General features: G+C 45.1%; 20 protein-coding genes and 1 tRNA gene. 15 read left to right on the top strand and 6 right to left on the bottom strand.

Annotated elements, in window-relative coordinates; translation table 11 throughout:
- The first annotated feature begins 129 nt into the window (after window positions 1-129).
- Together C4K46_RS08035 and C4K46_RS08030 are read left to right on the top strand one after the other, a co-directional pair.
- A complete protein-coding gene (locus C4K46_RS08035) occupies window positions 130-3,750 on the top strand; it encodes a Cna B-type domain-containing protein (protein ID WP_209628371.1) in 3,621 nt (1,206 codons plus the stop codon).
- A gap of 80 nt (window positions 3,751-3,830) precedes the next feature.
- Window positions 3,831-4,358 carry a GNAT family N-acetyltransferase gene (locus tag C4K46_RS08030; RefSeq protein WP_209628405.1) on the top strand — a complete coding sequence of 176 codons (528 nt, stop codon included), beginning with the start codon at window positions 3,831-3,833 and terminating at the stop codon, window positions 4,356-4,358.
- Between the two features lie 39 nt (window positions 4,359-4,397).
- On the opposite strand, the gene C4K46_RS08025 is transcribed toward C4K46_RS08030, so the two are convergent.
- From C4K46_RS08025 to C4K46_RS08010, 4 genes are all read right to left on the bottom strand, one after another.
- Entirely contained in the window at window positions 4,398-4,805 is a 408-nt protein-coding gene (locus C4K46_RS08025) for a hypothetical protein (protein ID WP_209628370.1), read from the bottom strand.
- Window positions 4,786-5,697, bottom strand: a complete 912-nt coding sequence (locus C4K46_RS08020) for a phosphodiester glycosidase family protein (RefSeq protein WP_209628369.1) — start codon at window positions 5,695-5,697, stop codon at window positions 4,786-4,788. The genes C4K46_RS08025 and C4K46_RS08020 overlap by 20 nt, the downstream gene beginning before the upstream one ends.
- A 90-nt stretch (window positions 5,698-5,787) precedes the next feature.
- Window positions 5,788-6,840 carry a bifunctional glycosyltransferase family 2/GtrA family protein gene (locus C4K46_RS08015; protein ID WP_209628368.1) on the bottom strand — a complete coding sequence of 351 codons (1,053 nt, stop codon included), beginning with the start codon at window positions 6,838-6,840 and terminating at the stop codon, window positions 5,788-5,790.
- A gap of 351 nt (window positions 6,841-7,191) precedes the next feature.
- Window positions 7,192-8,070 carry an RluA family pseudouridine synthase gene (locus C4K46_RS08010; protein ID WP_209628367.1) on the bottom strand — a complete coding sequence of 293 codons (879 nt, stop codon included), beginning with the start codon at window positions 8,068-8,070 and terminating at the stop codon, window positions 7,192-7,194.
- A gap of 139 nt (window positions 8,071-8,209) precedes the next feature.
- On the opposite strand from C4K46_RS08010, the gene pbp2a reads away from it, so the two are divergent.
- From pbp2a to nusG, 5 genes are all read left to right on the top strand, one after another.
- Window positions 8,210-10,432 (top strand): penicillin-binding protein PBP2A, encoded by a 2,223-nt coding sequence (gene pbp2a, locus C4K46_RS08005; RefSeq protein WP_209628366.1) that lies wholly within the window; start codon window positions 8,210-8,212, stop codon window positions 10,430-10,432.
- Window positions 10,433-10,475: 43 nt separating this feature from the next.
- The gene (locus C4K46_RS08000; RefSeq protein WP_209628365.1) at window positions 10,476-10,991 is read left to right on the top strand and encodes a hypothetical protein; all 516 of its coding nucleotides are present in this window, start codon (window positions 10,476-10,478) and stop codon (window positions 10,989-10,991) included.
- A gap of 72 nt (window positions 10,992-11,063) precedes the next feature.
- Window positions 11,064-11,216, top strand: coding sequence for a 50S ribosomal protein L33 (gene rpmG / locus C4K46_RS07995; protein ID WP_209628364.1), 153 nt, complete (start codon window positions 11,064-11,066; stop codon window positions 11,214-11,216).
- 9 nt (window positions 11,217-11,225) lie between these two features.
- Window positions 11,226-11,402, top strand: coding sequence for a preprotein translocase subunit SecE (gene secE, locus C4K46_RS07990; RefSeq protein WP_209628363.1), 177 nt, complete (start codon window positions 11,226-11,228; stop codon window positions 11,400-11,402).
- A 151-nt stretch (window positions 11,403-11,553) separates the two neighbouring features.
- Window positions 11,554-12,090: a transcription termination/antitermination protein NusG gene (gene nusG / locus C4K46_RS07985; RefSeq protein ID WP_209628362.1), complete on the top strand. Its 537-nt coding sequence runs from the start codon at window positions 11,554-11,556 to the stop codon at window positions 12,088-12,090.
- 73 nt (window positions 12,091-12,163) lie between these two features.
- Here the strand turns inward: nusG and C4K46_RS07980 are convergent, their stop codons facing one another.
- Together C4K46_RS07980 and C4K46_RS07975 are read right to left on the bottom strand one after the other, a co-directional pair.
- Window positions 12,164-12,895: a hypothetical protein gene (locus C4K46_RS07980; protein ID WP_209628361.1), complete on the bottom strand. Its 732-nt coding sequence runs from the start codon at window positions 12,893-12,895 to the stop codon at window positions 12,164-12,166.
- A 69-nt stretch (window positions 12,896-12,964) separates the two neighbouring features.
- Window positions 12,965-13,035 (bottom strand) — tRNA-Cys (locus C4K46_RS07975).
- 284 nt (window positions 13,036-13,319) lie between these two features.
- On the opposite strand from C4K46_RS07975, the gene rpsB reads away from it, so the two are divergent.
- The 8 genes from rpsB (at window position 13,320) to C4K46_RS07935 (ending at window position 22,309) form a co-directional block, all read left to right on the top strand.
- Entirely contained in the window at window positions 13,320-14,105 is a 786-nt protein-coding gene (gene rpsB / locus C4K46_RS07970) for a 30S ribosomal protein S2 (protein ID WP_209628360.1), read from the top strand.
- Between the two features lie 216 nt (window positions 14,106-14,321).
- Window positions 14,322-15,362 carry a translation elongation factor Ts gene (tsf, locus tag C4K46_RS07965; protein WP_209628359.1) on the top strand — a complete coding sequence of 347 codons (1,041 nt, stop codon included), beginning with the start codon at window positions 14,322-14,324 and terminating at the stop codon, window positions 15,360-15,362.
- 240 nt (window positions 15,363-15,602) lie between these two features.
- Window positions 15,603-16,058, top strand: coding sequence for a CtsR family transcriptional regulator (locus C4K46_RS07960; RefSeq protein WP_209628404.1), 456 nt, complete (start codon window positions 15,603-15,605; stop codon window positions 16,056-16,058).
- A gap of 5 nt (window positions 16,059-16,063) precedes the next feature.
- Entirely contained in the window at window positions 16,064-18,508 is a 2,445-nt protein-coding gene (locus C4K46_RS07955) for an ATP-dependent Clp protease ATP-binding subunit (protein WP_209628358.1), read from the top strand.
- A gap of 216 nt (window positions 18,509-18,724) precedes the next feature.
- Entirely contained in the window at window positions 18,725-19,783 is a 1,059-nt protein-coding gene (locus C4K46_RS07950; protein ID WP_209628357.1) for an AAA family ATPase, read from the top strand.
- Between the two features lie 20 nt (window positions 19,784-19,803).
- Entirely contained in the window at window positions 19,804-20,580 is a 777-nt protein-coding gene (gene pnuC, locus C4K46_RS07945) for a nicotinamide riboside transporter PnuC (RefSeq protein WP_209628356.1), read from the top strand.
- Between the two features lie 2 nt (window positions 20,581-20,582).
- Entirely contained in the window at window positions 20,583-21,365 is a 783-nt protein-coding gene (locus C4K46_RS07940) for an NUDIX domain-containing protein (RefSeq protein WP_209628355.1), read from the top strand.
- Window positions 21,362-22,309, top strand: a complete 948-nt coding sequence (locus C4K46_RS07935) for a hypothetical protein (RefSeq protein WP_209628354.1) — start codon at window positions 21,362-21,364, stop codon at window positions 22,307-22,309. Before C4K46_RS07940 ends, C4K46_RS07935 begins: the two co-directional genes overlap by 4 nt.
- Window positions 22,310-22,311 lie beyond the last annotated feature (2 nt).

Raw genomic sequence — 22,311 nt, 5'->3', positions numbered from 1 at the left:
TTTTTTAGCTATTTTTCACCTATAATCCTTTGACTTTAGAGTTCTTTCTGTGGTAAAATATCTATTGATGGTTTAAGCTTTCTTTAAGCCTAACTATACAAATATAAAATAATAAAAGGAGTCAAAAGAATGAAAAAATGGCTAGGCCTATTTTTTACCTTTCTTTTTCTAGCAACGGCTAGTCTTTTTCTCTTTCATAAGCCTGTCCAGGCCCAGGAGCTGAAAAAGGCGATTACAGATGTCAAAGTCTGGGACGTTAACAATGGAAGAGAAGCGACCAAGAAGGACGATTCTTATCAACTCACCCAGGGAGTCAACTATAAGTTTGATCTTTCCTTTGATTTAAAGGAATATGATAACAAGATGAAGGACGGGGATACCTTTAAGTTTACCATTCCTGCTCCCTTCACCGTCGCAGCTGACCAATTTGAGTTGGTCGATAAGGCCACCAATATCCCTATCGGTGATGTTGTCACTGTTACAAATGGCGCCGAAAAGGGAGCTGTGGTCACAGTTACTCTGAAAAATCTAAAGAAATATGCTGATGCCAAAAATGCTAGCAGCGTAGAAGACGTCAAGGGAAGTTTTTATATCGGCTTTGTGGCCAACAAAATCGGTAATAATCAAGAGATAACCTTTAAGGACGACGAAACTAGCACACCAATGAAGCAGAAAATAACAGTGGCTGAGCGCAAGGCAAGCGACTATTCTGGTAGCATTGGCATTGAAAACTTGGCTAAAATTGGTGGAGTTTTATCAAAAACTTCTTATAATTCAGATGCCTTAGGCAAGTCTGGCACCTACCTCCACCCTTGGCATGTGCGGCTGAACGCTCGCCAGGAAACCTATAATAGCCCTCTGGTACTGAAGGATACTATCTCCAATGAAGGTGGTCCGATGCAGTATATCCCAGAGACCGTCAAGGTGGTAGCCGGTTACTATAATCCAGCTTCCTTTGGGATGACCAAGCCTAAGACCTTAGAGGCAGGTAAGGATTATACGATTACCTATAACTCATCTTATACCACCTTTGAGCTAACAATCACTAATCCAGCCTCTATCATGGCTGATAATGGCAAGCCAGCAGCCTTCTCTGTTTACTATAGCACCACCTCGCCAACAGATGGAACGACTGTCGGCAATAGTGTTTCTGTCTCAAATGATGGCAATAAGATTCCAAGTCGGGTAGGCCATCCAGGTACGGATATTTTGGTCAACCGCTCAAGTAAGGTCACAGATGGAGGAACTATCTCGATTGATACCACCCAGCGTCTGGTCCTCTATAAGCGTGATGAACTAACTGGGAAAGTGCTGGCTGGGGCAATCTTTAAGGTAACTACACCTAGCGGTCAGGAAGTTACCCTGCCAGCTACAGACAGCGACGGCCGGACCATGTCCGAGCAATTTTCAGCTGAAGAAATCGCCAAGGGTGACTTTACAGTAACTGAAGTCACAGCTCCTAAGGGCTACAAGAAGTTAGATGCCCCAATTACTGTGACTGTTAAAAAAGAAGGAACTATCCGAATTATCAATAATGACAAGGCCCAAGAGACAGATATTTCTGTCAAAAAGGTCTGGGAGGATGCAGATAATAAGGAAGGCCTAAGACCTGAGAGTGTGACTGTTAAGTTGCTGGCTAATGGTGCAGCAACCGATAAGACCCTAACTCTGAACCAAGATAATAACTGGCAGGCTGACTTTACCCAACTAGCTATCAATGATGACAATGGTCAGGCTATCCAGTACACTGTGGCTGAGGATACAGTAGCCAATTATGAGCCAGCAGTTATCAGTGGTGACCAAGAGAATGGCTACACCATCACCAACAAGCGGACTCCAGAAACCTTAACCGTAGCTGGGACCAAGACTTGGGACGATGCTAATAACCAAGATGGCAAGCGACCAGAGAAAATCACTGTCAACCTCTTGGAAAACGGTCAAAAACTGGACAGCAAAGAAGTAACAGCGGCCGACAACTGGGCCTACAGCTTTGACAATCTGCCTAAGTATAAGGCTGGTAAGGAAGTTAGCTATACTATTGATGAAGATGAGGTGGCAGGCTATACCAAGGAAGTCAAGGGCAATGACCTGACCAACCACTACCAACCAGAGACCCTAACCATAAGTGGAACCAAGACCTGGGATGATGCTAACAACCAAGACGGTAAACGTCCGGAAAAAATCACCGTCAACCTCTTGGAAAACGGTCAAAAACTGGGTAGCAAAGAAGTCACAGCAGCTGACAACTGGACCTACAGTTTTGACAATCTGCCTAAGTATAAGGCCGGTCAAGAAGTGACCTATAGCCTAACAGAAGAGCCTATCCCAGGCTATGAAGTCAAGGTCGATGGTTACAATATCACCAACACCCATACACCAGAAACCGTGGATATTGAGGTGAGCAAGAACTGGGATGACGCCAATAACCAGGACGGTATTCGCCCAAGTGAAATTGAAGTATCCCTGATTGCGGATGGTGATAAAGATAAGGCTGTTGATACAAAGAAAATCACAGCTGACGCTAATGGTAAGTGGACTGCTAAATTTGAGAAGGTGCCTAAGTACAAGGACGGAAAAGAAATCAAGTATAGTCTGATTGAAAAGGGTGTTGCCAACTACACCAGCAAGATTGAGGACTTCACCCTTACCAATAGCTACAAGCCAGCGACAGTTGATTATAAGGTTACCAAGAAGTGGGACGATGCCAACAACCAAGACGGCAAACGCCCAGACAAGATTAAGGTTCACCTCTATAAGACTGTCGGAAACGTAGAAAGTCTAGTTGAAAGTCGAGAGCTAAGCGCAGCAAACAAGACAGATGATAATACTTGGGAAACCAACTTTACCAACCTGCCGAAGAATGAAGCAGGAAAAGAAATCAGCTACTCTGTCAAGGAAGATGCGGTTGATGGCTACACTAGCAATATCCAAGGTAGTGAAATCACCAATAGCTACACTCCAGAGATGATTACTATTTCTGGTAAGAAGGTTTGGGACGACGCCAATAACCAAGATGGCAAGCGCCCAAGCAAGATTACTGTCGTCATCAAAAATGCTAGCAATGAGGTTGAACGCATCGAGGTTGCACCAGATGCAGCAGGAGCTTGGTCCTTCACTTCCAAACCATTACCTAAGTACGCTAATGGAAAAGAAATTGATTATCAAGTAACAGAAGAAGCAGTACTTGAATATGATAAGACAGACATTAGCTTGACAGATACAGATAGTCAAGGTAATAAGCAATACACCATTACCAACAAGCGGACTCCTGCAAAGAAGACTGTTTCAGGTAGCAAGACCTGGGTCGATGACGACAACAAGGACGGCAAGCGGCCAAGTCAAGTCACTATCCACCTCTTGAAGGATGGCAAGGACACTGGCAAGACAGCGACCCTGTCTGCTGCTAATGGTTGGAAGTATGAATTTACCGACCTAGACAGCTATGAAAATGGGAAAGAAATTGTCTACAGCATTTCAGAAGATCCGATTGAAGGTTATGAAAACAAGATTGAAGGTTTCAACACTCGCAGTGTTCGTCTTTCTGCAAGCAAGTCAGATAAAAAAGCTGACCAGTCTTCAGCAAACGATGGAAACGATCCAGAGGTCGATGCCTCTACAGGTAGAGGAAGTGGCAGTCAAAAACGGATTCTACCGAGAACCGGTCAAGCTTGGTCCGGCCTCTTAGAAATGGTGGGACTTGTCCTAGCCCTAGGAAGTGCGACCTACTACTTTAAGAAGAAACAAGCCTAAGCGAATAAGATAGAGACCTTGGTCTCTATCTTTTCTTATTTTGTGGTAAAATAAGAAAAGAATAAAAGGAGCTTATCACTATAGAAGAATTAAAATTAGTTCAGCCGAGCTTGGCCTTTGAGCAGCAATTATTGACTTATAAGGCTGCCTTTTCTGAGGAGCATTTGTATGGTGGCTGTGATTTGGCAAAATATGATGATATGCTTGATTGGTTGCGTCATACTGAGCGCCTTTCAAACAAGGAGACTTGCGATAAGGGCTCTTCTCCATCCTCTACTTTTCTCTGTATCCGTCAAAGTGACCAGAAAATAGTTGGTATTTGTAATATCCGTCACGACCTTAATCAAGATTTTTTTCTTAATATTGCAGGGCATATCGGCTACTCTATTTGTCCCAGCGAGCGGGGGAAGGGCTATGGGCAACAGCAACTAGCTTTGGCCTTGCAAGAAGCCAAAAAACTTGGTCTTAATAAGGTACTTGTGACTTGCGCTGATTGGAATAAAGGCTCGGAAAGAACGATTCTTGCTAATGGTGGAATCTATGAAGATAGTAGACTTAATAAGAAGGACGGTTTCTACATGAAGCGCTATTGGATAGAAAACAACTAAAGACCAAAGAGGCCTAGCTTGTATAGCTAGGCCTTTAATTTATATTTCATCCTCCTCCCAAACACTGCGGGTGAAGAGAATAGATAGGAGGGTCAGACCTGCAAAGGCGAGGCCTGCATAGAGATAGACTTGGTCCAGTGTGGTGGAACGGCCCGAGAGATTGACAATGCCTCTGAAAAGGACACCTGCGCTGAAAATAGCGACAGCAGAGTTCCAGAGATTGAGGCTGAGCCGTGAGAGATTGGGAATTATTTTCATGATGAGAAGGAGCCCCAGCCCCCCGATAAGGGTCACGCTAAAGAGCCAGTGCATGTAAACGGAGGTTTCTCCAAAGCTGAAATGCTCGTAGATACGGCTAAAGGCAAAGAAGAAGATGGTGACTAGGCTATAAGTGATGGCTGTTTTTTTCAAGCGTTTTTTTCTTGGATTAGTAACCGATGTAGACAATGTCGCTCACCGCCCTTTCTGATATATTTCCGTTGGTTGTTGGTTTATTGATAACTTTACCATTGAAGTAGAGGGTGGACGAGCCGCCGCCATCGAGATTATAGGCGGTTTTGACCCCATAAGATTGCATGACCTCAGCTAGCTGATAGAGAGAGAGGCCCTTGCTTTCAGAGGTTCGTCCATCTGAAACAACGATGATATAGTGGTTTTCATCAATGATACCAATGGCCGTCCGAGGGTTGGAGGCCATGGACTGGCCGACCTCAGAATTTTCTGAGACACTAATTTTGCCATTTTCTACCAGAGAGGGGCCAAAAGCTAGCAGATTGACTACCCCTTGCTTGACTAAATCCTCGGCGCTGGTTTGGTTTTCATAGACGATGCCAAAGCTCCCGTCCTTGTAGATGGCCAAATCTCCATTGTCGGCGTCTTCGCGAATGCTATTCCGATAAATTTGGCCATTGCGGATGACATAGCCTGTCCTATTGGCGCCATAGTAGTCGCCGTTGATGGCTAAAATGGCGCTATTGTTGGCTGCGGTGACCGAGGTTTTGGCGGTGACATTGTTGCCGTAGGTGTTTTGGGCCAGGGCTGTTTTGAGGTATTCAGGCGAAGAGACCGTGACATCTGCCACATAGACCTGGGTATTTGCCACCGTTTTTTCGGTCAAGTTAATAGAAATGTTGTCGTCCTTGTAGCTGTTGTCGCTCCTGCTAGCATTCTGGGCCGCCTGACTAGCCTTGCTTGAAGTCTGGCTGGCTGTTTGGCTACTAGTGACCTTGGAAATAGTTTCTGAAATGACAAAGGTCTTAAGGAGGGAGTAGCTAAAGGAAGCCAGAAGCAAGCAGCCAAAGACAGAGGCGTAGGCATAGGGTTTTCTAAAAAATTTCATGTAAATAAATCAATCCTTTCTAAGGGGAAATCTTAGCAAAATCCACTTGTCTCTTAAACGACTAGGATTTTGTTGCTAGTCCCTCCTTGTCTATGCTTTTACTTCCTGCTTGCTGCTTTTAAAGATGATTTTCTTTTGAACCAGCCAGGAAAGCGAGAAAAGGAGGAGGCTGACTAGAACCTTGGTCACTAGTAAATCAAGACCAAAGAGACTGTAAAAAATGCGGATAAGAAGGGTGTCGAGGATAAAGAGACCCAGGGCTAGACCCAGGTAGCCTGTTCCCGTCTTTATCAGGCTGTCCTCATTTTTAAAGACCATTTTTTTATTGGTCCAGTAATTAAAACTGGAGCTGACTAGTCTGGCTGTACTATTGGCCAGTAAAATTTTGAGACTGCTAGGAGCGGTTCCCATGAGAAAAAGGACCAGGGCATAGACCAGATAGTCAACCACAAAGCTGCTAAGAGAAGCTAGGGCAAAACGAAAGATATCCTTGTAAATCAGGAGACCGTCTCTTAGGGGGCGGAAGTGAGAGGCTTGATTATCATTGATATAAATGGTTTCAATGGGGACCTCGCGAATCGGATAGACCTTGGCGGCCCTCAGTAGCATATTCATTTCATACTCATAACGTTGCCCCTCGATTTCTAGTAGAAAGGGGAGTAGATTGCTGGTGAAGGCTCTTAGGCCCGTCTGGGTATCAGAGAGGGCTAGACCCGTCTGTTGCTTAAAGACCAGACGGGTGAGCTGGTTGCCAAAGCGGCTCCGCAAGGGGACCTTGCCAGAAAAGGCACGGACTCCTAGGACTAATTCCTGGGGATGCTTGCGAGCACTCTCGGCCACGCGCAAGATGTCGGTTAGCTGGTGCTGACCGTCTGCATCAGCAGTTACAATAACCCCATATTGACCGATTAAGTGGAGATAGTCAAAGGCCGTTTTGAGGGCTTGACCCTTGCCCTGATTTTCTCGGTGTTCAAGGAGGGTAGCGAAAAATTGAGCTTCTTCAAAGATGGGCCGGGAGGCTGGCGAACTTCCGTCGTTGACCAGGATAATCTGAAAGTCAGTCTCTTGCCTAATTTTTTTTAATAGATGGATGAGATTTAAGTCGGGCTCATAGGCCGGGATTACGATATAGTCCATATCCATACCTCTTTCTTAGATAGTTTGTAGAAAAGTTATAGATAGTATAAAGACAGGAGCTTAAAGCTAACTGATATCAGCTTTGTTTAAGAAAAAGTTTGGCTTTCTTTAAGAAAAGCTGGAGCAATGAAGTCCTATTTTTAAGTCCTAGAAGGGGGATTTTAGCCCTCTTGAAAACCCATAGTTCAAAGCTACTTCAAGTAAATTTAGAAAACTGGTTAAGGAAGGATCTTAACAAAGGGTGCCTCCTTTTTATTGCTGCTAGACTAGGGCACCCTTTTTAAGTTCAGGTTTTGAGCATGACAAAAACCCTGACTGGTCTGCAAGCAAGTCAGGGTTAGGGCAGTTTGATATAAGTTAGCCCTTATTTTTTAAGAGCTGAATCTGGGCCTCAAAGCTAGCTGAGGGAGCTTCGAGGCAGATTTCTTTTTGACTAAAAGGATGGATGAAGCGAAGTCGGTGGGCATGAAGCATAAGGCGGGGCCCCTTATGGGGATTGTAGAGGGGGTCTCCGACTAGGGGGTGGTCATGGTGGGCCAGGTGGACTCGGATTTGGTGGGTCCGGCCGGTTTCCAACTGACACTTAAGCAGGGCTTGGTGGGGAAAGTTTTTCAAGCGACTAACCCGGGTCAGGGCCCTTTTTCCTTGTTTGGGGTCAACCCGTCTTTTCCTGCGGTCGTGGCGGTCGCGGCCAATCGGTTCTCTAAAAATTGCTTCCCTTTGCTGGAAGGCTTGCTCGACTAGGGCCCAGTATTCCCGCTTGATTTGTCGTTTTTCCAAGAGGCGGTTGAGAACAGGCAGGACAAAGGGATTTTTGGCAAAGAGAACAGCCCCGCTGGTCTCCTTATCCAAACGGTGGACCACATAGCAGGTCTGGCCGACATAGGCCGAAACATGATTGAGCAGGGCCAGCTCGGTCGGTTGGTTGGCATGGGTTTTCATCCCCTCGGGCTTATTGACGACAATCAGGTGCTGGTCTTGATAGAGCTCCTCTACCAGATTAGCTTCTCCTAAGAGTAGGTCCTTGTCTGGATAGTCCTGGTCGTCGAAAAAGAGGGTCAGTTCATCGCCCGGCTGGACTAGACTTTGCCAGTTGACCTCTTTTTGATTGACCCAGAGGTGTTTTTTAGTGCGCAGAAAGTGACGAATCTTTCTAGGGATCAGAAAATAGTCCTCCAGCAGCCTCTTAACGGTCATGCTTGGCAGGGACTCAGGTAGGATAAAGCTAAATTTCATACTGCTATTGTAGCAAAAAAGTTGCCAAGTGAAAATACAAACTCGGACTTAAGACGGATTTTTCGAGTTTTGCCCAAAATAAGAGGGGAAAAACAGGTCCTTTCTTGTCTGGATAAATAGAAGGTGATAAAATAGGGTTATGAAGAAAGTAAATGAAATTTTTGAAAAACTCATCAATCATTTTAAGAAGGACGAGTCCAAGCGAGGCAATCGCGATCAGGAAGACAATGAACAGGCGTCTGGTTTGAGTCGGACTGGTAAGAAGCACAAGCCAGTCTCCCAGCACCCATTTCGTCGCTTCTGGCGCAAGTATCATCTGACTAAGATTTTCCTGATTATCGGGTTGACCTTTAGTCTGATTACTGGTGCCTATCTCTTTTATGTGGCCAAGACCACCAATGTCAATGATTTGAAAAACGCCCTCAAGGCCAAGACCCTAATCTATGATAAGGACAACAATGAGGCAGGCAGTCTGTCCGGCCAGAAAGGGACCTATGTCGAGCTGGATGCCATTAGTAAGGATTTACAAAATGCCGTCATTGCGACAGAGGATCGGACCTTCTATAAGAATAGCGGAATCAACTATGGTCGCTTTATCATGGCCATCTTGACCGCCGGCCGTTCAGGAGGGGGGTCGACCATCACCCAGCAGCTGGCCAAGAATGCCTACCTATCTCAGGATCAGACTATTGAGCGTAAGGCCAAGGAGTTCTTTCTAGCCTTAGAGCTGACCAAGAAGTACAGCAAGGACGAGATTCTCACCATGTACCTCAATAATTCCTATTTTGGAAATGGGGTCTGGGGGGTCGAGGATGCCAGCAAGAAGTACTTCGGAGTTTCGGCCAACCAGCTGTCGCTGGACCAGGCCGCTACTCTAGCCGGTATGCTAAAGGGACCCGAACTCTATAATCCCCTGGCCTCGGTTGAAAATGCCACCAATCGCCGCAATACCGTCCTCCAAAATATGGTGGCGGCTGGCTATATTGAGCAAGGGGCAGCCGACCAGGCTGCTACCGTGGGCTTGGGTGGCCAACTCATAGATGCCTATGCCGGTAAGTCTGAAGACTATCGCTATCCTTCCTACTTTGATGCCCTTATCAATGAAGCCATCAACGATTATGGCTTGAGCGAGGAAGAAATCGTCAATAATGGCTACAAAATCTATACCGAGCTGGACCAAAATTACCAGGCCAGCCTACAAGTTATCTACGATAATGATAGCCTCTTTCCAGTATCAGAAGCGGACGGAACCTCGGCAGAGTCTGCTAGTGTAGCCCTGGATCCTAAGACAGGTGGCGTCAGGGCCCTGGTCGGGCGCATCAATAGTGATGAGGACTCCAGCTTTAGAACCTTCAACTATGCGACCCAGTCAGCCCGCAGTCCAGGTTCTACAATCAAACCTCTGATTGCCTATAGCCCGGCCGTTGCCGCAGGCTGGTCTACGGATAAGGAGCTGGATAATACGACGACGACCTATGGGGGGTATACTGTCAACAACTATGGCAATATCCAGAGCGCTCCTCAGGTCCCTATGTATCAGGCCCTGGCTGACTCGCTCAATATCCCAGCAGTTGCCACTGTAAATGAAATTGGCCTCAATAAAGCCTTTGAATATGGCCAAAAATTCGGCCTTAATATGGACAAGGTTGATAAGAGTCTGGGTGTCTCTCTAGGTGGAGGGGTCACAACCAATCCCCTGGAGATGGCTCAGGCCTACTCCACCTTTGCTAATGGTGGTGTCATGAACGATGCCCACCTGATTACTAAGATTGAAAATGCTTCAGGCCAGGTCGTCAAGACCCATAAGGCTACTTCTAGTCGGGTCCTCAGCCAGTCGGTGACCAACAAGATGAACAGCATGATGTTGGGAACCTTTACCAACGGGACCGGGATTTATGCGGCTCCTTACGGCTATACCATGGCCGGTAAGACCGGGACTACTGAGACCGACTTTAACCCAGATGTATCAGGAGACCAATGGGTCATCGGTTACACCCCAGATGTGGTGATTAGCCAGTGGTTAGGTTTTCCCAAGACCGATGAAAATCACTATCTGACAGGAACTAGTGCCAATGAAGCTTCGGCTATTTTCCGAACGGTGGCCAATAGTATCCTGCCTTATACGGAAGGTTCGACCTTCTCTGACAAAAACTCCTATGCCCAAAACGGCATTGCTCCGGTCGATGTCTATGGGACAGAAGAGACCAAAGAAGAGTCTCAGGAAAATTCAGATGTCCTCAAGGACATTCAGGACAAGGCGAAAAATTTGGTTGATCAAGCCAAGGACGCCATAGATCAGGCTGATATTCCAGGCAAGGCCAAAAACCTTTGGGATACAGTCAAGAGCTGGTTTGGTGGTTAGGACTGGCTGATTGATAGCTAAAAGGGGAAAGAAGGAGGTTCTGATGTTAAAAAACAGAAAACTACTACTTTCAATGCTCGGGGCTATCTTGCTCTATGCGATTATCCAGCTAGCTAGCCTGCCCCAGTTAAGCCAAGCAGCAGCGGGCATCAAACTACCCGAAAGCGCCTGGTTGGGCTATGATAAGGACTATATCTTGGCCTTTCTGACCCAGTTGGGAGCTGCCGGGCGCAGCTACTATCTCTACATCCAGCTGCCTCTGGACACCCTTTTCCCTCTGACTTTAGCCTATATGAGTTTAGAGGTCTTTAGGACCTACTTGCCCGGCAAGACCTATCTTTCGCTTTTACCAATCCTGGCTTTTTCAGCAGACTATTTGGAAAATGGAGGCCTTCTCCACTGCCTCCTCTCCTTTCCCAACCTTTCTCAAACAGTGGTCGGCCTGGCTAGTGTAGCCAGCGTCATCAAACATCTGACCCTGACTTTACTCTTGCTTTTGGTTTTGTTTGTCCTAGGAAAGACTTTCTTTCGCTTCCTTTTTCTCAGGTCGGATACTTAGGGAAGGAATTTCTAGCAAGTAAGTCTTGTAATATCCCACGTTTCTTGTTATAATATGAAAGATGGAGGCGTTATGGCATTAAAAAAAGCAAGTCTGGCGTGTGCGGTTTGTGGTTCGAGAAACTATTCAATAAAACTAAGTAGCACTCCAAAACCTAAACGCCTGGAAGTTAATAAGTATTGTAAGCATTGTGGCAAGTACACAGTGCATAAAGAAACCAGATAGGAGATTCTTGTGAAGTTTATTAGAGACACCTTTAAGGTCTTGAAAGATACAACTTGGCCAACAAAAAAACAAAGTTGGGTCGATTTTATTTCTGTTTTGGAATATACTGCCTTCTTTGTTGTCATTATCTATGTCTTTGACCTACTTGTATCAAGTGGCCTTGTTCGCTTACTAAATATTTTTTAAAGAGAGCCCAAGGGCTAGTGAGAAGAGCAGTTTTCCTGCTCTTTTTCTGTGAAAAAGACTTGAAATATCTTGGCTTTCTCCATTTTTATGGTATAATGGAGCTAGGAAAACTAAAAGCCCCAAGGCTTTTTTATTATGAAAGGACCAACTCATGGACAGTTTTGACAAAGGCTGGTTTGTGCTACAAACCTACTCAGGTTATGAAAATAAAGTAAAAGAAAATCTCTTGCAGCGGGCCCAAACCTATAATATGCTGGAAAATATCCTGCGCGTGGAAATTCCGACCCAGACCGTACAGGTAGAGAAAAATGGTAAGAAAAAAGAGGTTGAGGAAAATCGCTTCCCCGGTTATGTCCTGGTAGAGATGGTCATGACCGACGAGGCTTGGTTTGTTGTCCGGAACACTCCTAACGTTACAGGTTTTGTCGGCTCTCACGGAAACCGCTCCAAACCAACCCCCCTCTTGGAGGAGGAAATTCGAGCTATTCTTATCTCTATGGGTCAAACTGTTCAAGAGTTTGACATCAATGTCAAGGTCGGTGATACCGTGCGGATTATCGACGGGGCCTTTAAAGACTATACAGGTAAGATTACCGAAATCGATAATGGCAAGGTCAAGATGATGATTTCCATGTTTGGAAACGACACTATTGCCGAGGTAAATCTCAGCCAGATTGCGGAGTTATAAAAAATATCGCTTAGCCCCAAGGTTAAGCGATATTTTTATGGAAAATTTCTGATTAAATATTAGCAGCTGGCTTTTATTCTTGGGCAGTTGCCAACTCTGCTGGTGTCAGAAGCTTAGCGACTGTGTCTTTGCGGAAGAGGACATGATATTCTTCGCCAGCTTCATTGACCCAAGACATTGAAGTAGAGGCACTGGTTAGGCTGACAGTGTGCGGGCGCCCAAGCTTGTTGAGCACATTTTGGGCCTTGTCTCCTGCTTTGACATTAGCCACCTCGTTGGTGTTTGTTGTAAAATCATCGAAACGAAGGGCGGCTTGTTTGGCCGAATTTGTATCGGTAAATTGAACGATGATGGTGGCAGTTGGTGATTGCCAAGTATAGACGCGGTTTTGCTCGTCTGCATGAAGCGGGCTACCAAATTTATTGACGATTTCATCATAGCTGGTGGCCGAATCTGTCTTTAGGGAACCTTGCTCATCTTTGAGTAGTTGGGGGCTAACAACTTTAATGGTCTTAAAGGACTCCCATTCAGGGACGCCGGCTGTATCTGGAACTAGATTTAGGGAGGAGGCGTCATCGCCCATATTCTTAAATGTTTCTAGAATTTTTTTGCGATTTTCAGCCTTTGTCTTTTCATCTACCTCCGAAGAAGAACTAGACGATGAAGATTGGCTAGCTTTTGAGGAACTAGAGCTCTTGCTGGTTGAAGAAGATGGCTTAGTGGCTGTCTTGTTTTTGGCCTGTGAGCAGGCCGCTAGACTAAGACTGGCTAAAAGAACTAGGCAGATACTAGTAAATTTTTTCATAATGAGAACTCCTTTTATTGGCTTATTTTTAGCTAAAAAAGCCCCAAAGGGCTTTTGCTCTATTATTCAAGGCGGTAGACGGATTTGAACCGACGATCAAGCTTTTGCAGAGCCGTGCCTTACCACTTGGCTATACCGCCGCAACGTTTACTATTGTACCCTAAAAAAAGCTTTTCGTCAAGAGGAGAGGCAAAGAGGCTCCTTTATTTTTTGGTCAAAATTTTTTATAAGAAGAAGGAGACTTGCTTGAAAAATCAAGAAAACTCCGTCTAGGTTCTTGTCAAAGCGGCTAAAATTTGATACAATAAAGATTGTCGTGTGAACGGCAAATACTCATTTTAGATGAATTGTGGAATGGTTGCCTACGGGTTGTTCTGCAAGCTGAAATCTAGAAGAGGAAAAAAACAAAAAGGAGACATTACTCATGGCAGTAATTTCAATGAAACAACTTCTTGAGGCTGGTGTTCACTTCGGTCACCAAACTCGTCGCTGGAACCCTAAGATGGCTAAGTACATCTTTACAGAACGTAACGGTATCCACGTTATCGACCTTCAACAAACTGTAAAATACGCAGACCAAGCTTACGACTTTATTCGTGATGCTGCTGCAAACGATGCAGTTATTCTCTTTGTTGGTACTAAAAAGCAAGCTGCTGAAGCTGTTAAGGACGAAGCAGAACGTGCAGGTCAATACTACATCAACCACCGTTGGTTGGGTGGAACTCTTACTAACTGGGAAACTATCCAAAAACGTGTTCGTCGTTTGAAAGAAATCAAACGCATGGAAGAAGAAGGAATTTTTGATGTTCTTCCTAAGAAAGAAGTAGCGCTTCTTAACAAGCAACGCGCTCGTCTTGAAAAATTCTTGGGTGGTATTGAAGAAATGCCTCGCATACCAGATGTGATGTATGTTGTTGACCCACATAAAGAGCAAATCGCTGTTAAGGAAGCTAAGAAACTTGGTATTCCAGTGGTTGCTATGGTTGATACAAATACTGACCCAGACGATATCGATGTAATCATCCCAGCTAACGATGACGCTATCCGCGCAGTTAAGTTGATCACTGCGAAAATGGCTGACGCGATTATCGAAGGCCGTCAAGGTGAAGACTCTGTTGAAGCAGTAGAAGCAGAACTTGCTGCAAACGAAGGCCAAGCAGAATCAATCGAAGAAATCGTTGAAGTTGTAGAAGGTTCAAACGAAGACTAAGTAATGAGGACGTGAAAAAAACGCCTGAAAATTAGGAAGCTCGACGAAGAATCCATGATTCTAGGAGAGATTATCTATTTTCCAAGTTTTTAGTCCGAATACAATTCTAAGTAATGAGACGTCAAAAACGTCTAAAAAGTAACATTAAATAAGTAAAAAATCCTAAAGGGCAGGGCTCAGCCCGTCCTTTTTTAAAAACTTTGGAGGAAATCTAAGATGGCAGAAATTACAGCTAAGCTTGTAAAAGAATTGCGCGAAAAATCAGGTGCTGGTGTCATGGACGCTAAGAAGGCCTTGGTTGAAGTAGACGGAGATATCGAAAAAGCGATTGAATTGCTTCGTGAAAAAGGGATGGCTAAGGCAGCTAAAAAGGCAGACCGTGTCGCTGCTGAAGGTTTGACTGGTGTTTATGTAGACGGTAATGTTGCTGCTGTGGTAGAAGTAAACGCTGAAACAGACTTCGTGGCTAAAAACGCTCAATTCGTTGAATTAGTAAATACAACTGCTAAAGTAGTAGCAGAAGGTAAGCCAGCTAATAACGAAGAAGCGCTAGCTTTGACTATGCCTTCAGGTGAAACCTTGGAAGCGGCTTATGTTTCTGCAACTGCAACTATCGGTGAAAAAATCTCTTTCCGCCGTTTTGCAGTGATTGAAAAGGCAGATAACCAACATTTTGGTGCCTACCAACATAATGGAGGCCGTATCGGTGTTGTTTCTGTGATTGATGGTGGAGATGATGCCCTTGCTAAGCAAATTTCTATGCACGTTGCCGCTATGAAACCAACTGTCTTGTCTTACAAAGAGTTGGACGAGCAATTTGTCAAGGATGAGTTGGCTCAACTCAACCACGTTATCGATCAAGACAATGAAAGCCGGGCTATGGTTGGTAAACCAGCTCTTCCCCACTTGAAATTTGGTTCAAAAGCTCAATTGTCAGACGAGGTAATCGCTCAAGCAGAAGCGGACATCAAGGCAGATCTTGCTGCCGAAGGTAAGCCAGAAAAAATCTGGGACAAGATTATCCCAGGAAAAATGGACCGCTTTATGCTTGACAACACTAAAGTTGACCAAGCTTACACACTTCTTGCTCAAGTCTACATCATGGACGATAGCAAGACTGTTGAAGCTTATCTCGAATCAGTTAATGCTTCAGTAGTTGAGTTTGTTCGCTTTGAAGTAGGTGAAGGTATTGAAAAAGCAGCCAACGACTTTGAATCAGAAGTAGCCGCAACAATGGCTGCAGCACTTAATAACTAAGATAAGAATAACACAAGAAATCGATAATCAGTCGATTTCTTTTTTTGATAATAGCTAGGCTCTTGTTGGAAGAGGATTCTTGCGAGTTTTGCTTGCCAGGAAAAATAAGGCAGACTTATTGGAGGAGGGGAAAGGAATTGCTCTGGAATTTCCCTGACTAAATGGTCTTTTTTCCTTTTAAAAAAGCTGATTTTTCGGTATAATATTAGTCAAAGATAGTCAATGTCAGAAAGGATTGCCATGGGTATTAAAAACACATCGGATAGTATAGAAGAATACATCAAGGCGATTTTGGCCCAGTCAGGTATTGCAGAGTTAAAGAGAAGTGAGCTTGCGGATGTTTTTCAGGTGGTGCCAAGTCAGATTAACTATGTGATTAAGACTCGTTTTACTGAAAGTCGAGGCTATATTGTCGAGAGTAAGCGGGGAGGCGGAGGCTATATCCGGATTGGCAAGGTGACCTTCTCCAACAAGCACCAGATGCTCTGTGATTTGCTAGACAATCTAGGAGAGCGAATCAGCCAGCAGGTCTTTGCGGATCTTATTCAGCTTTTATTTGACGAGAATTTGATGACAGAGCGTGAGGGCAACCTTTTTTTGGCTACAACTAGCGACCAGGTCTTGGGGCAGGATGCTCCTTATTTACGGGCCAATATTTTGAGAAAATTACTACAACAACTGGATAGAAAAGGATAAAGAAGATGAAACATTCAAAAGCACTAATAGAGAGTCTAGAAGCAGCCCAACTTTTGGCTGGTCATTTTGAGACCTCCTATTTAGAATCTTGGCACTTGCTGATTGCTATGGCCAATAATCCCTATAGCGTGGCAGGTTCTGTCTTAAATGACTATCCTTTGGAAGTAGATGATTTTGAAGTGGCAGCCTTTCATATCACAGGTAAGGCCTATCAAAAAGAAGGACACTTTGATATTTTACCCTTTTCCCACCGTTTGGAAGAGCTCTTTGCCAGGGCTGGGGCGATGGCTGAAGCAACTCATGCCAAGAAACTAGGAACCGAGCACCTGCTTTTGGCCATGATTCTTGATAGAGGGACTCTAGCTGCTCGCATCTTAGAATTTACTGGCTTTAGCTATGAGGACAAGGAAGGGGTTACCCGAATTGCCGATTTACGGAAAAACCTAGAACATAGGGCGGGTTGGGGCAAGGAAGAGCTAAAGGCCCTGCGCAATCTCAATAAGAATACGGCGGCAGCCAAGCAAACTATGGCTAATATGATGGGCATGCCGGCTTCGACCAGTGGAGGTCTAGAGGACTATACCCGGGACTTGACTGAATTGGCTCGTAGTGGCCAGCTTGAGCCGGTCATTGGTCGGGAACAAGAAATTTCTCGGATGCTCCAAATCTTAAGTCGTAAGACCAAGAATAATCCAGTCCTAGTCGGCGATGCTGGGGTCGGAAAGACCGCCCTAGCTTTAGGCTTGGCCCAAAGAGTGGCTAGCGGTGATGTGCCGGGCGAACTAGCCAGGATGCGGGTATTGGAGTTGGATTTGATGAATGTGGTAGCTGGGACTCGTTTCAGGGGAGACTTTGAGGAGCGGATGAACAATATCATCAATGATATTGAAGAGGACGGGCATGTCATTCTCTTCATCGATGAATTGCATACCATTATGGGCTCTGGTTCGGGTATCGATTCTACGCTGGATGCTGCTAATATCCTCAAACCGGCCCTAGCTCGTGGAACTCTAAGGACGGTTGGGGCTACCACCCAGGAAGAGTACCAAAAGCATATCGAAAGAGATGCAGCCCTTTCTCGTCGCTTTGCTAAGATTAGCATTGAAGAACCCAGTGTTAGTGATAGTATCTTGATTTTACAGGGGCTCAAGGAGAGCTATGAACAGCACCATAAGGTTAAAATTAGTGACCATGCTATCGAAACAGCTGTTAAGTATGCCCACCGCTATTTAACCAGCAAGCAGTTACCAGACTCGGCTATCGATCTTTTGGATGAGGCCAGTGCTACTGTGCAAAATAAAAATCCAGAAACCTATATTGAAAAAGATCTGAGCCCGGCAGATGAGGCCTTGATGGCGGGGCAATTTGGTCGAGTAGCTAGTCTCTTGGCCAAGGAAGAAAAGACTCCTAGCTTCAAACTAAAGGTAGAAGCAGGGGATATTCTGACCACTCTCAGTCGCCTATCTGGCATTCCTGTCCAAAAGCTTAGCCAGACAGATGCCAAGAAGTATCTGAACTTGGAGAAGGAGCTCCACAAGCGGGTGATTGGGCAAGACCAGGCCATTTCAGCTATTAGCCGGGCAATTCGGCGCAACCAATCTGGTATTCGGACCAGCAAGCGGCCGATTGGTTCCTTTATGTTTTTGGGGCCTACCGGAGTCGGTAAGACCGAGCTGGCCAAGGCCTTGGCCCAGGTCCTTTTCGATGATGAGTCTGCCTTGATTCGCTTTGATATGAGCGAGTATATGGAGAAATTTGCTGCCTCCCGTCTAAATGGAGCCCCTCCGGGCTATGTGGGCTATGAAGAAGGGGGAGAGTTGACCGAGAAGGTGCGCAACAAACCTTATTCCGTCCTGCTTTTTGATGAGGTGGAAAAGGCTCACCCAGATATTTTCAATGTTCTCTTGCAGGTCTTGGATGACGGTGTCTTGACGGATAGCAAGGGGCGTAAGGTTGACTTCTCTAATACCATCATCATTATGACCAGCAATCTAGGTGCAACTAGCCTGCGTGATGACAAGACGGTTGGTTTTGGGGCCAAGGATTTGCGCTTTGACCATGAAAATATGGAAAAACGCATCCTGGAAGAATTGAAGAAAGCCTACCGACCAGAATTTATCAATCGGATTGATGAAAAGGTGGTCTTCCATAGCTTAACTAGCGAAAATATGCAAGAGGTTGTGAAAATCATGGTACAGCCACTGGTTGCTAGCTTGGCTGAGCAAGGAATTGAACTTAAGTTCCAAACTAGTGCCCTCAAATGGCTGGCCCAGGCTGGCTACGATCCAGAAATGGGGGCAAGACCCTTGCGCAGATTGATTCAGACAGAGGTGGAAGACAGGCTGGCTGAACTCCTTCTTTCAGGTGAACTCAAGCCAGAAAGTCAATTAAAAATCGGCCTAAAAGCTGGTCAATTAAGCTTTAAACAAGCAGACCTAGTCCAGGCCTAGGACCCTTAAAATATAACAGTAAAACCAATCCTTGAAGGGATTGGTTTTTAGTCTGTCTCGCTTGCAAGGTCCTGAGACAGTCACTTTCTTTAGACGGATAATTATGATTAGAAAATATTTTTATATTTTTTTATAAAAACCCTTGACAAAATAAATTTATAGTTTATAATAAAAACATAGAGCATTTATAAAAAACAATAAAAAGGTGGAAATAAAATGAAGAAAGAAATTGCGGTTGTCTTTGGAACCTTTGCTCCCCTACATCAGGGGCATATTGACTTGATTCAAAAGGCCAAGCGGCAATATGATAAGGTCAGGGTAATCGTTTCGGGCTATGAGGGAGATCGGGGAGAGACGGTTGGGCTCAATCTACAAAAGCGTTTTCGCTATATTCGGGAGACCTTTGCCGATGATGACTTGACCGAGGTCTATCGTCTAGATGAAACGGACCTGCCTCGCTATCCCCAAGGCTGGGAGGCTTGGTTAAATCGGCTCTTAGAGATGATAGCTTATCAGGCAGACGAGGAGGACTTGGTCTTCTTTGTGGCTGAAGCCGATTACCAGAAGGAATTGGCCAAGCGGGGCTTTCGCTCCGTTCTAGAGGAAAGACAGTTTGGAATTTCAGCTAGCATGATTCGAGAGCAGCCGGTCAAATATTGGAAGTACATGGCCCAGGCCTTTCGGCGGCAGTTTACAAAAAAGGTCCTGATTATCGGAAGTGCTAGCAATGGGAAAACAACTCTGGCCAAGGACTTGGGGCGTTTCTATGATGCGCCAGTCAGTCTAGAATACGCCAGAGAGTATCAACTACAAAACAATGTTCGTGATGATGAACTGACGGCCAAGGACTATTACTATCTCCTCTTGGGTCAGTATGCCCAGACCTCCCAGCTGATCGATAGTCCGGTCAATCGGGGCCTGGTTATCGCAGATACTAATTCCTTGGTTACCAAGGCTTATTATGACTACTATTTGGAAAATGAGCTAGAGCCTAGCGAAGAGAGCCAGACCTTTGATCATCTCTTCGCCAGTATTCTGGCCAAGGAAAAGTGGGACTTGATTCTTTTCATCAAGCCAGTCGGCTCTTATGTCAATGATGGTTTTCGAGATATGACCATGGCTGATGACCAGATTCGTGAGGACTTTTCTAACTATTTGGAAGGATTAAAAAGTGACTATCTAGCTGATATTCCCCTGGTTTATCTGGCTAGTGACTACCTAGGAAATTATCAGGCAGCTAAGACTGCCATTGAGCAAATTTATCAAGCAGATTAAAGTAGAAAGTGGTAAAATAGATGTTAAGCATAAAAGAAAAACTAAGCACCTTAAGCAGGAATTATCAAAATGTTCACCGAGCAGCCAGGGAGATTGGTCTCAGAGGGATTTTAAAGCTCCTCTATCGGGATCTCTTTTGTAATCGTAGCCTACTCCAGTGGTTCTATCTCATCTTGCTCTCTAGTGCTCCCTTATTCTTGGAGTTTAGTCAACAGGGAGCTGAGCATGACTGGCTGGGTCTCTTTGCCTCTTGGACAGGGATTGTCTGTGTGATATTAGTTGCTGAAGGAAGGGCCAGCAATTATCTATTTGGGGCCTTAAATTCAGCTATTTACCTGATTCTCTCTTTTAAGGCCAGCTTTTATGGAGAGGTGCTAACTACCATTTACTTCTTTGTCATGCAGCCTATCGGTCTTTATACCTGGCTCTCTAACCGAATCAATGGTCAGCCTCAAGAAGAAAGTCATTTTGAGGCCAAGCGTCTGGGCTGGTTGGACTGGCTCAAGTACCTGGCCTTGACAGCTCTTATCTGGCTTGGTATGGGCTTTGCCTATCAAAGTATTGGTAGTCACAGGCCTTTTAGGGACAGTGTGACAGATGCAACCAATGGTGTCGGTCAGCTCTTAATGACCCGCCTTTATCGGGAGCAGTGGCTTTTCTGGATTGCGACCAATCTCTTCAGTATCTATCTCTGGTGGGGCAGCAATCTCCATATCCAGGGCATGTACTGGGTTTATACAATCAATAGCCTGGTCGGTTGGTACCAATGGACCAAGGCTTTAAAAAGAAAGGATTAACCATGACTAAGCGTGACCTAAGTTCAGGCATGTCAGAAAAAGAATACTATGAAACCAGAGCCAGCGAGGCTGAATTTTTAAGCTGGTACCAAAAGCAGGATTTGCCCAAGTATGAGAGGCCTAGTGTGACAGCAGACATGGTGGCCTACTGCTTTGTAGAAGGGCAGATGAAGTTGCTAGTTATCAAGCGAAGAGCCCATCCTTATCAAAATCGCTTTGCCCTGGTTGGAGGATTTTTAGAAAAGACAGAAGATGCCTATGAGGCCTGCATTCGTGAGGTCAAGGAGGAGGTCAATCTAATCATTCCAAGAGAGAAGGTTGAGCAGTTGATGACTGTATCCAGTCCCCAGCGGGACCCGCGGGGCTGGGTCATCACGATTGCCCATCTGGTCTATCTGCCCAAGGAGGCCATAGAGGAAGTAGAGGCTGGTGATGATGCCAAGGAAGTCCTATTCTTAGATGTAGACTTTAAAAAAGCGAGCTGTAGCTTAGAGGGACGGGAATTGACGGCAGAGGATTTTGCCTTTGACCACTACCAGATTATCCAGGAGTCTATGAGACGTATCCAGGGCAGGCTAGACTGGAATCCGACCTTCCTTTATCTATTAGAGGAGCCTTTTACTGTTTATGAGGCGACCGATTTGGTCAATACCATCAGCTCTCGCCGCCCCATCGTCAGCAATAACTTCCTCGTCAAGTATAAGGACTTTGTTGAGGAGGCAGGCGTCAAGCGGGTTCCCAAGAAAAAACCCAAGAAGGTCTATCGCTTGAAGAGAGATATATGAAAATAAATAAACTACAAACGGCTCTTTTAATCACTGTCCTAGCTCTTGCTCTAGCTTCTTTTAGTTGGTTTATCTGGAAGTTTCAGGCAGAGAAAAATTTAGCTGTCCTTCCTGACTTTAAGTGGCAAGTTCCAAGGACCAGTCCTGAGCAGAATTATGAGCAGAAATGGACGGAGACCAATTCTGGTTCCAGCTTTACGACAGAGGATACGGCTGCCAAGGAAGCCTATCAAGCCCTGCAAGAGAAAAAGAAAAGCATCACCAACAAGCAGGTTTTGGCTGCCTTAGAATTGGCGGACGCCACCTATATTGACCCCAGCAAGATGACGACGGTCATCAAGGCCAATGGTCGGAAAAATGAGCGATCCCTCTACCAGGGGCTCTGGCACTATATGGCGACCTCTTACCCTCATGCCAAGATTCAAGAGGACTATGTTTTGACCTTTCAGGGCAAGTCTTATCCGCTTAAAAGCTATGCTCCCATGGCCTTAAAAATCAATACAAATGCACTTCAGCGAGCTCATGCTTATAATTTGAAAGGCTACAAGGTGGAGGGAAATAAGATTACTTTTAAGCTTGGTGTTCGCACAGTTGATGAATATCAATATTTCGTACATGCAAGTTATGAGTCAAATTTTTCTTCTTTTTTTGAACCATTAGCAGAGTTTACTAATAGCTCTTCCAAGACAAAGGATGTTAGTCCGCGGATAGCTGCGAAATTTCTTTACTGGCTAGCAGCAGTGGGGTATAAAGAAGATGGTTCTGTCGATCTTTATGGTATGGGCTATGGTTCACTGCGCAATCTCTATTTTCAAGTGACAATCGAGGAAGGGCAAGTCAAGATTGATGATAAAAATTTGGGTCGCCTCTTCCAGTTAGGCATGGGAGAAAAGGAGACTGGTCTCGAAAAATTTTTTGAAGATGAAAGCAAAAAAGCTGATTGATG

Origin of the sequence: Streptococcus oricebi (assembly GCF_017883985.1) — a bacterium.
GTDB classification, from domain to species: Bacteria; Bacillota; Bacilli; order Lactobacillales; family Streptococcaceae; genus Streptococcus; species Streptococcus oricebi.
The sequence above is the reverse complement of the archived record's forward strand: the minus strand, read 5'-3'. Positions and strand labels throughout refer to the sequence as shown.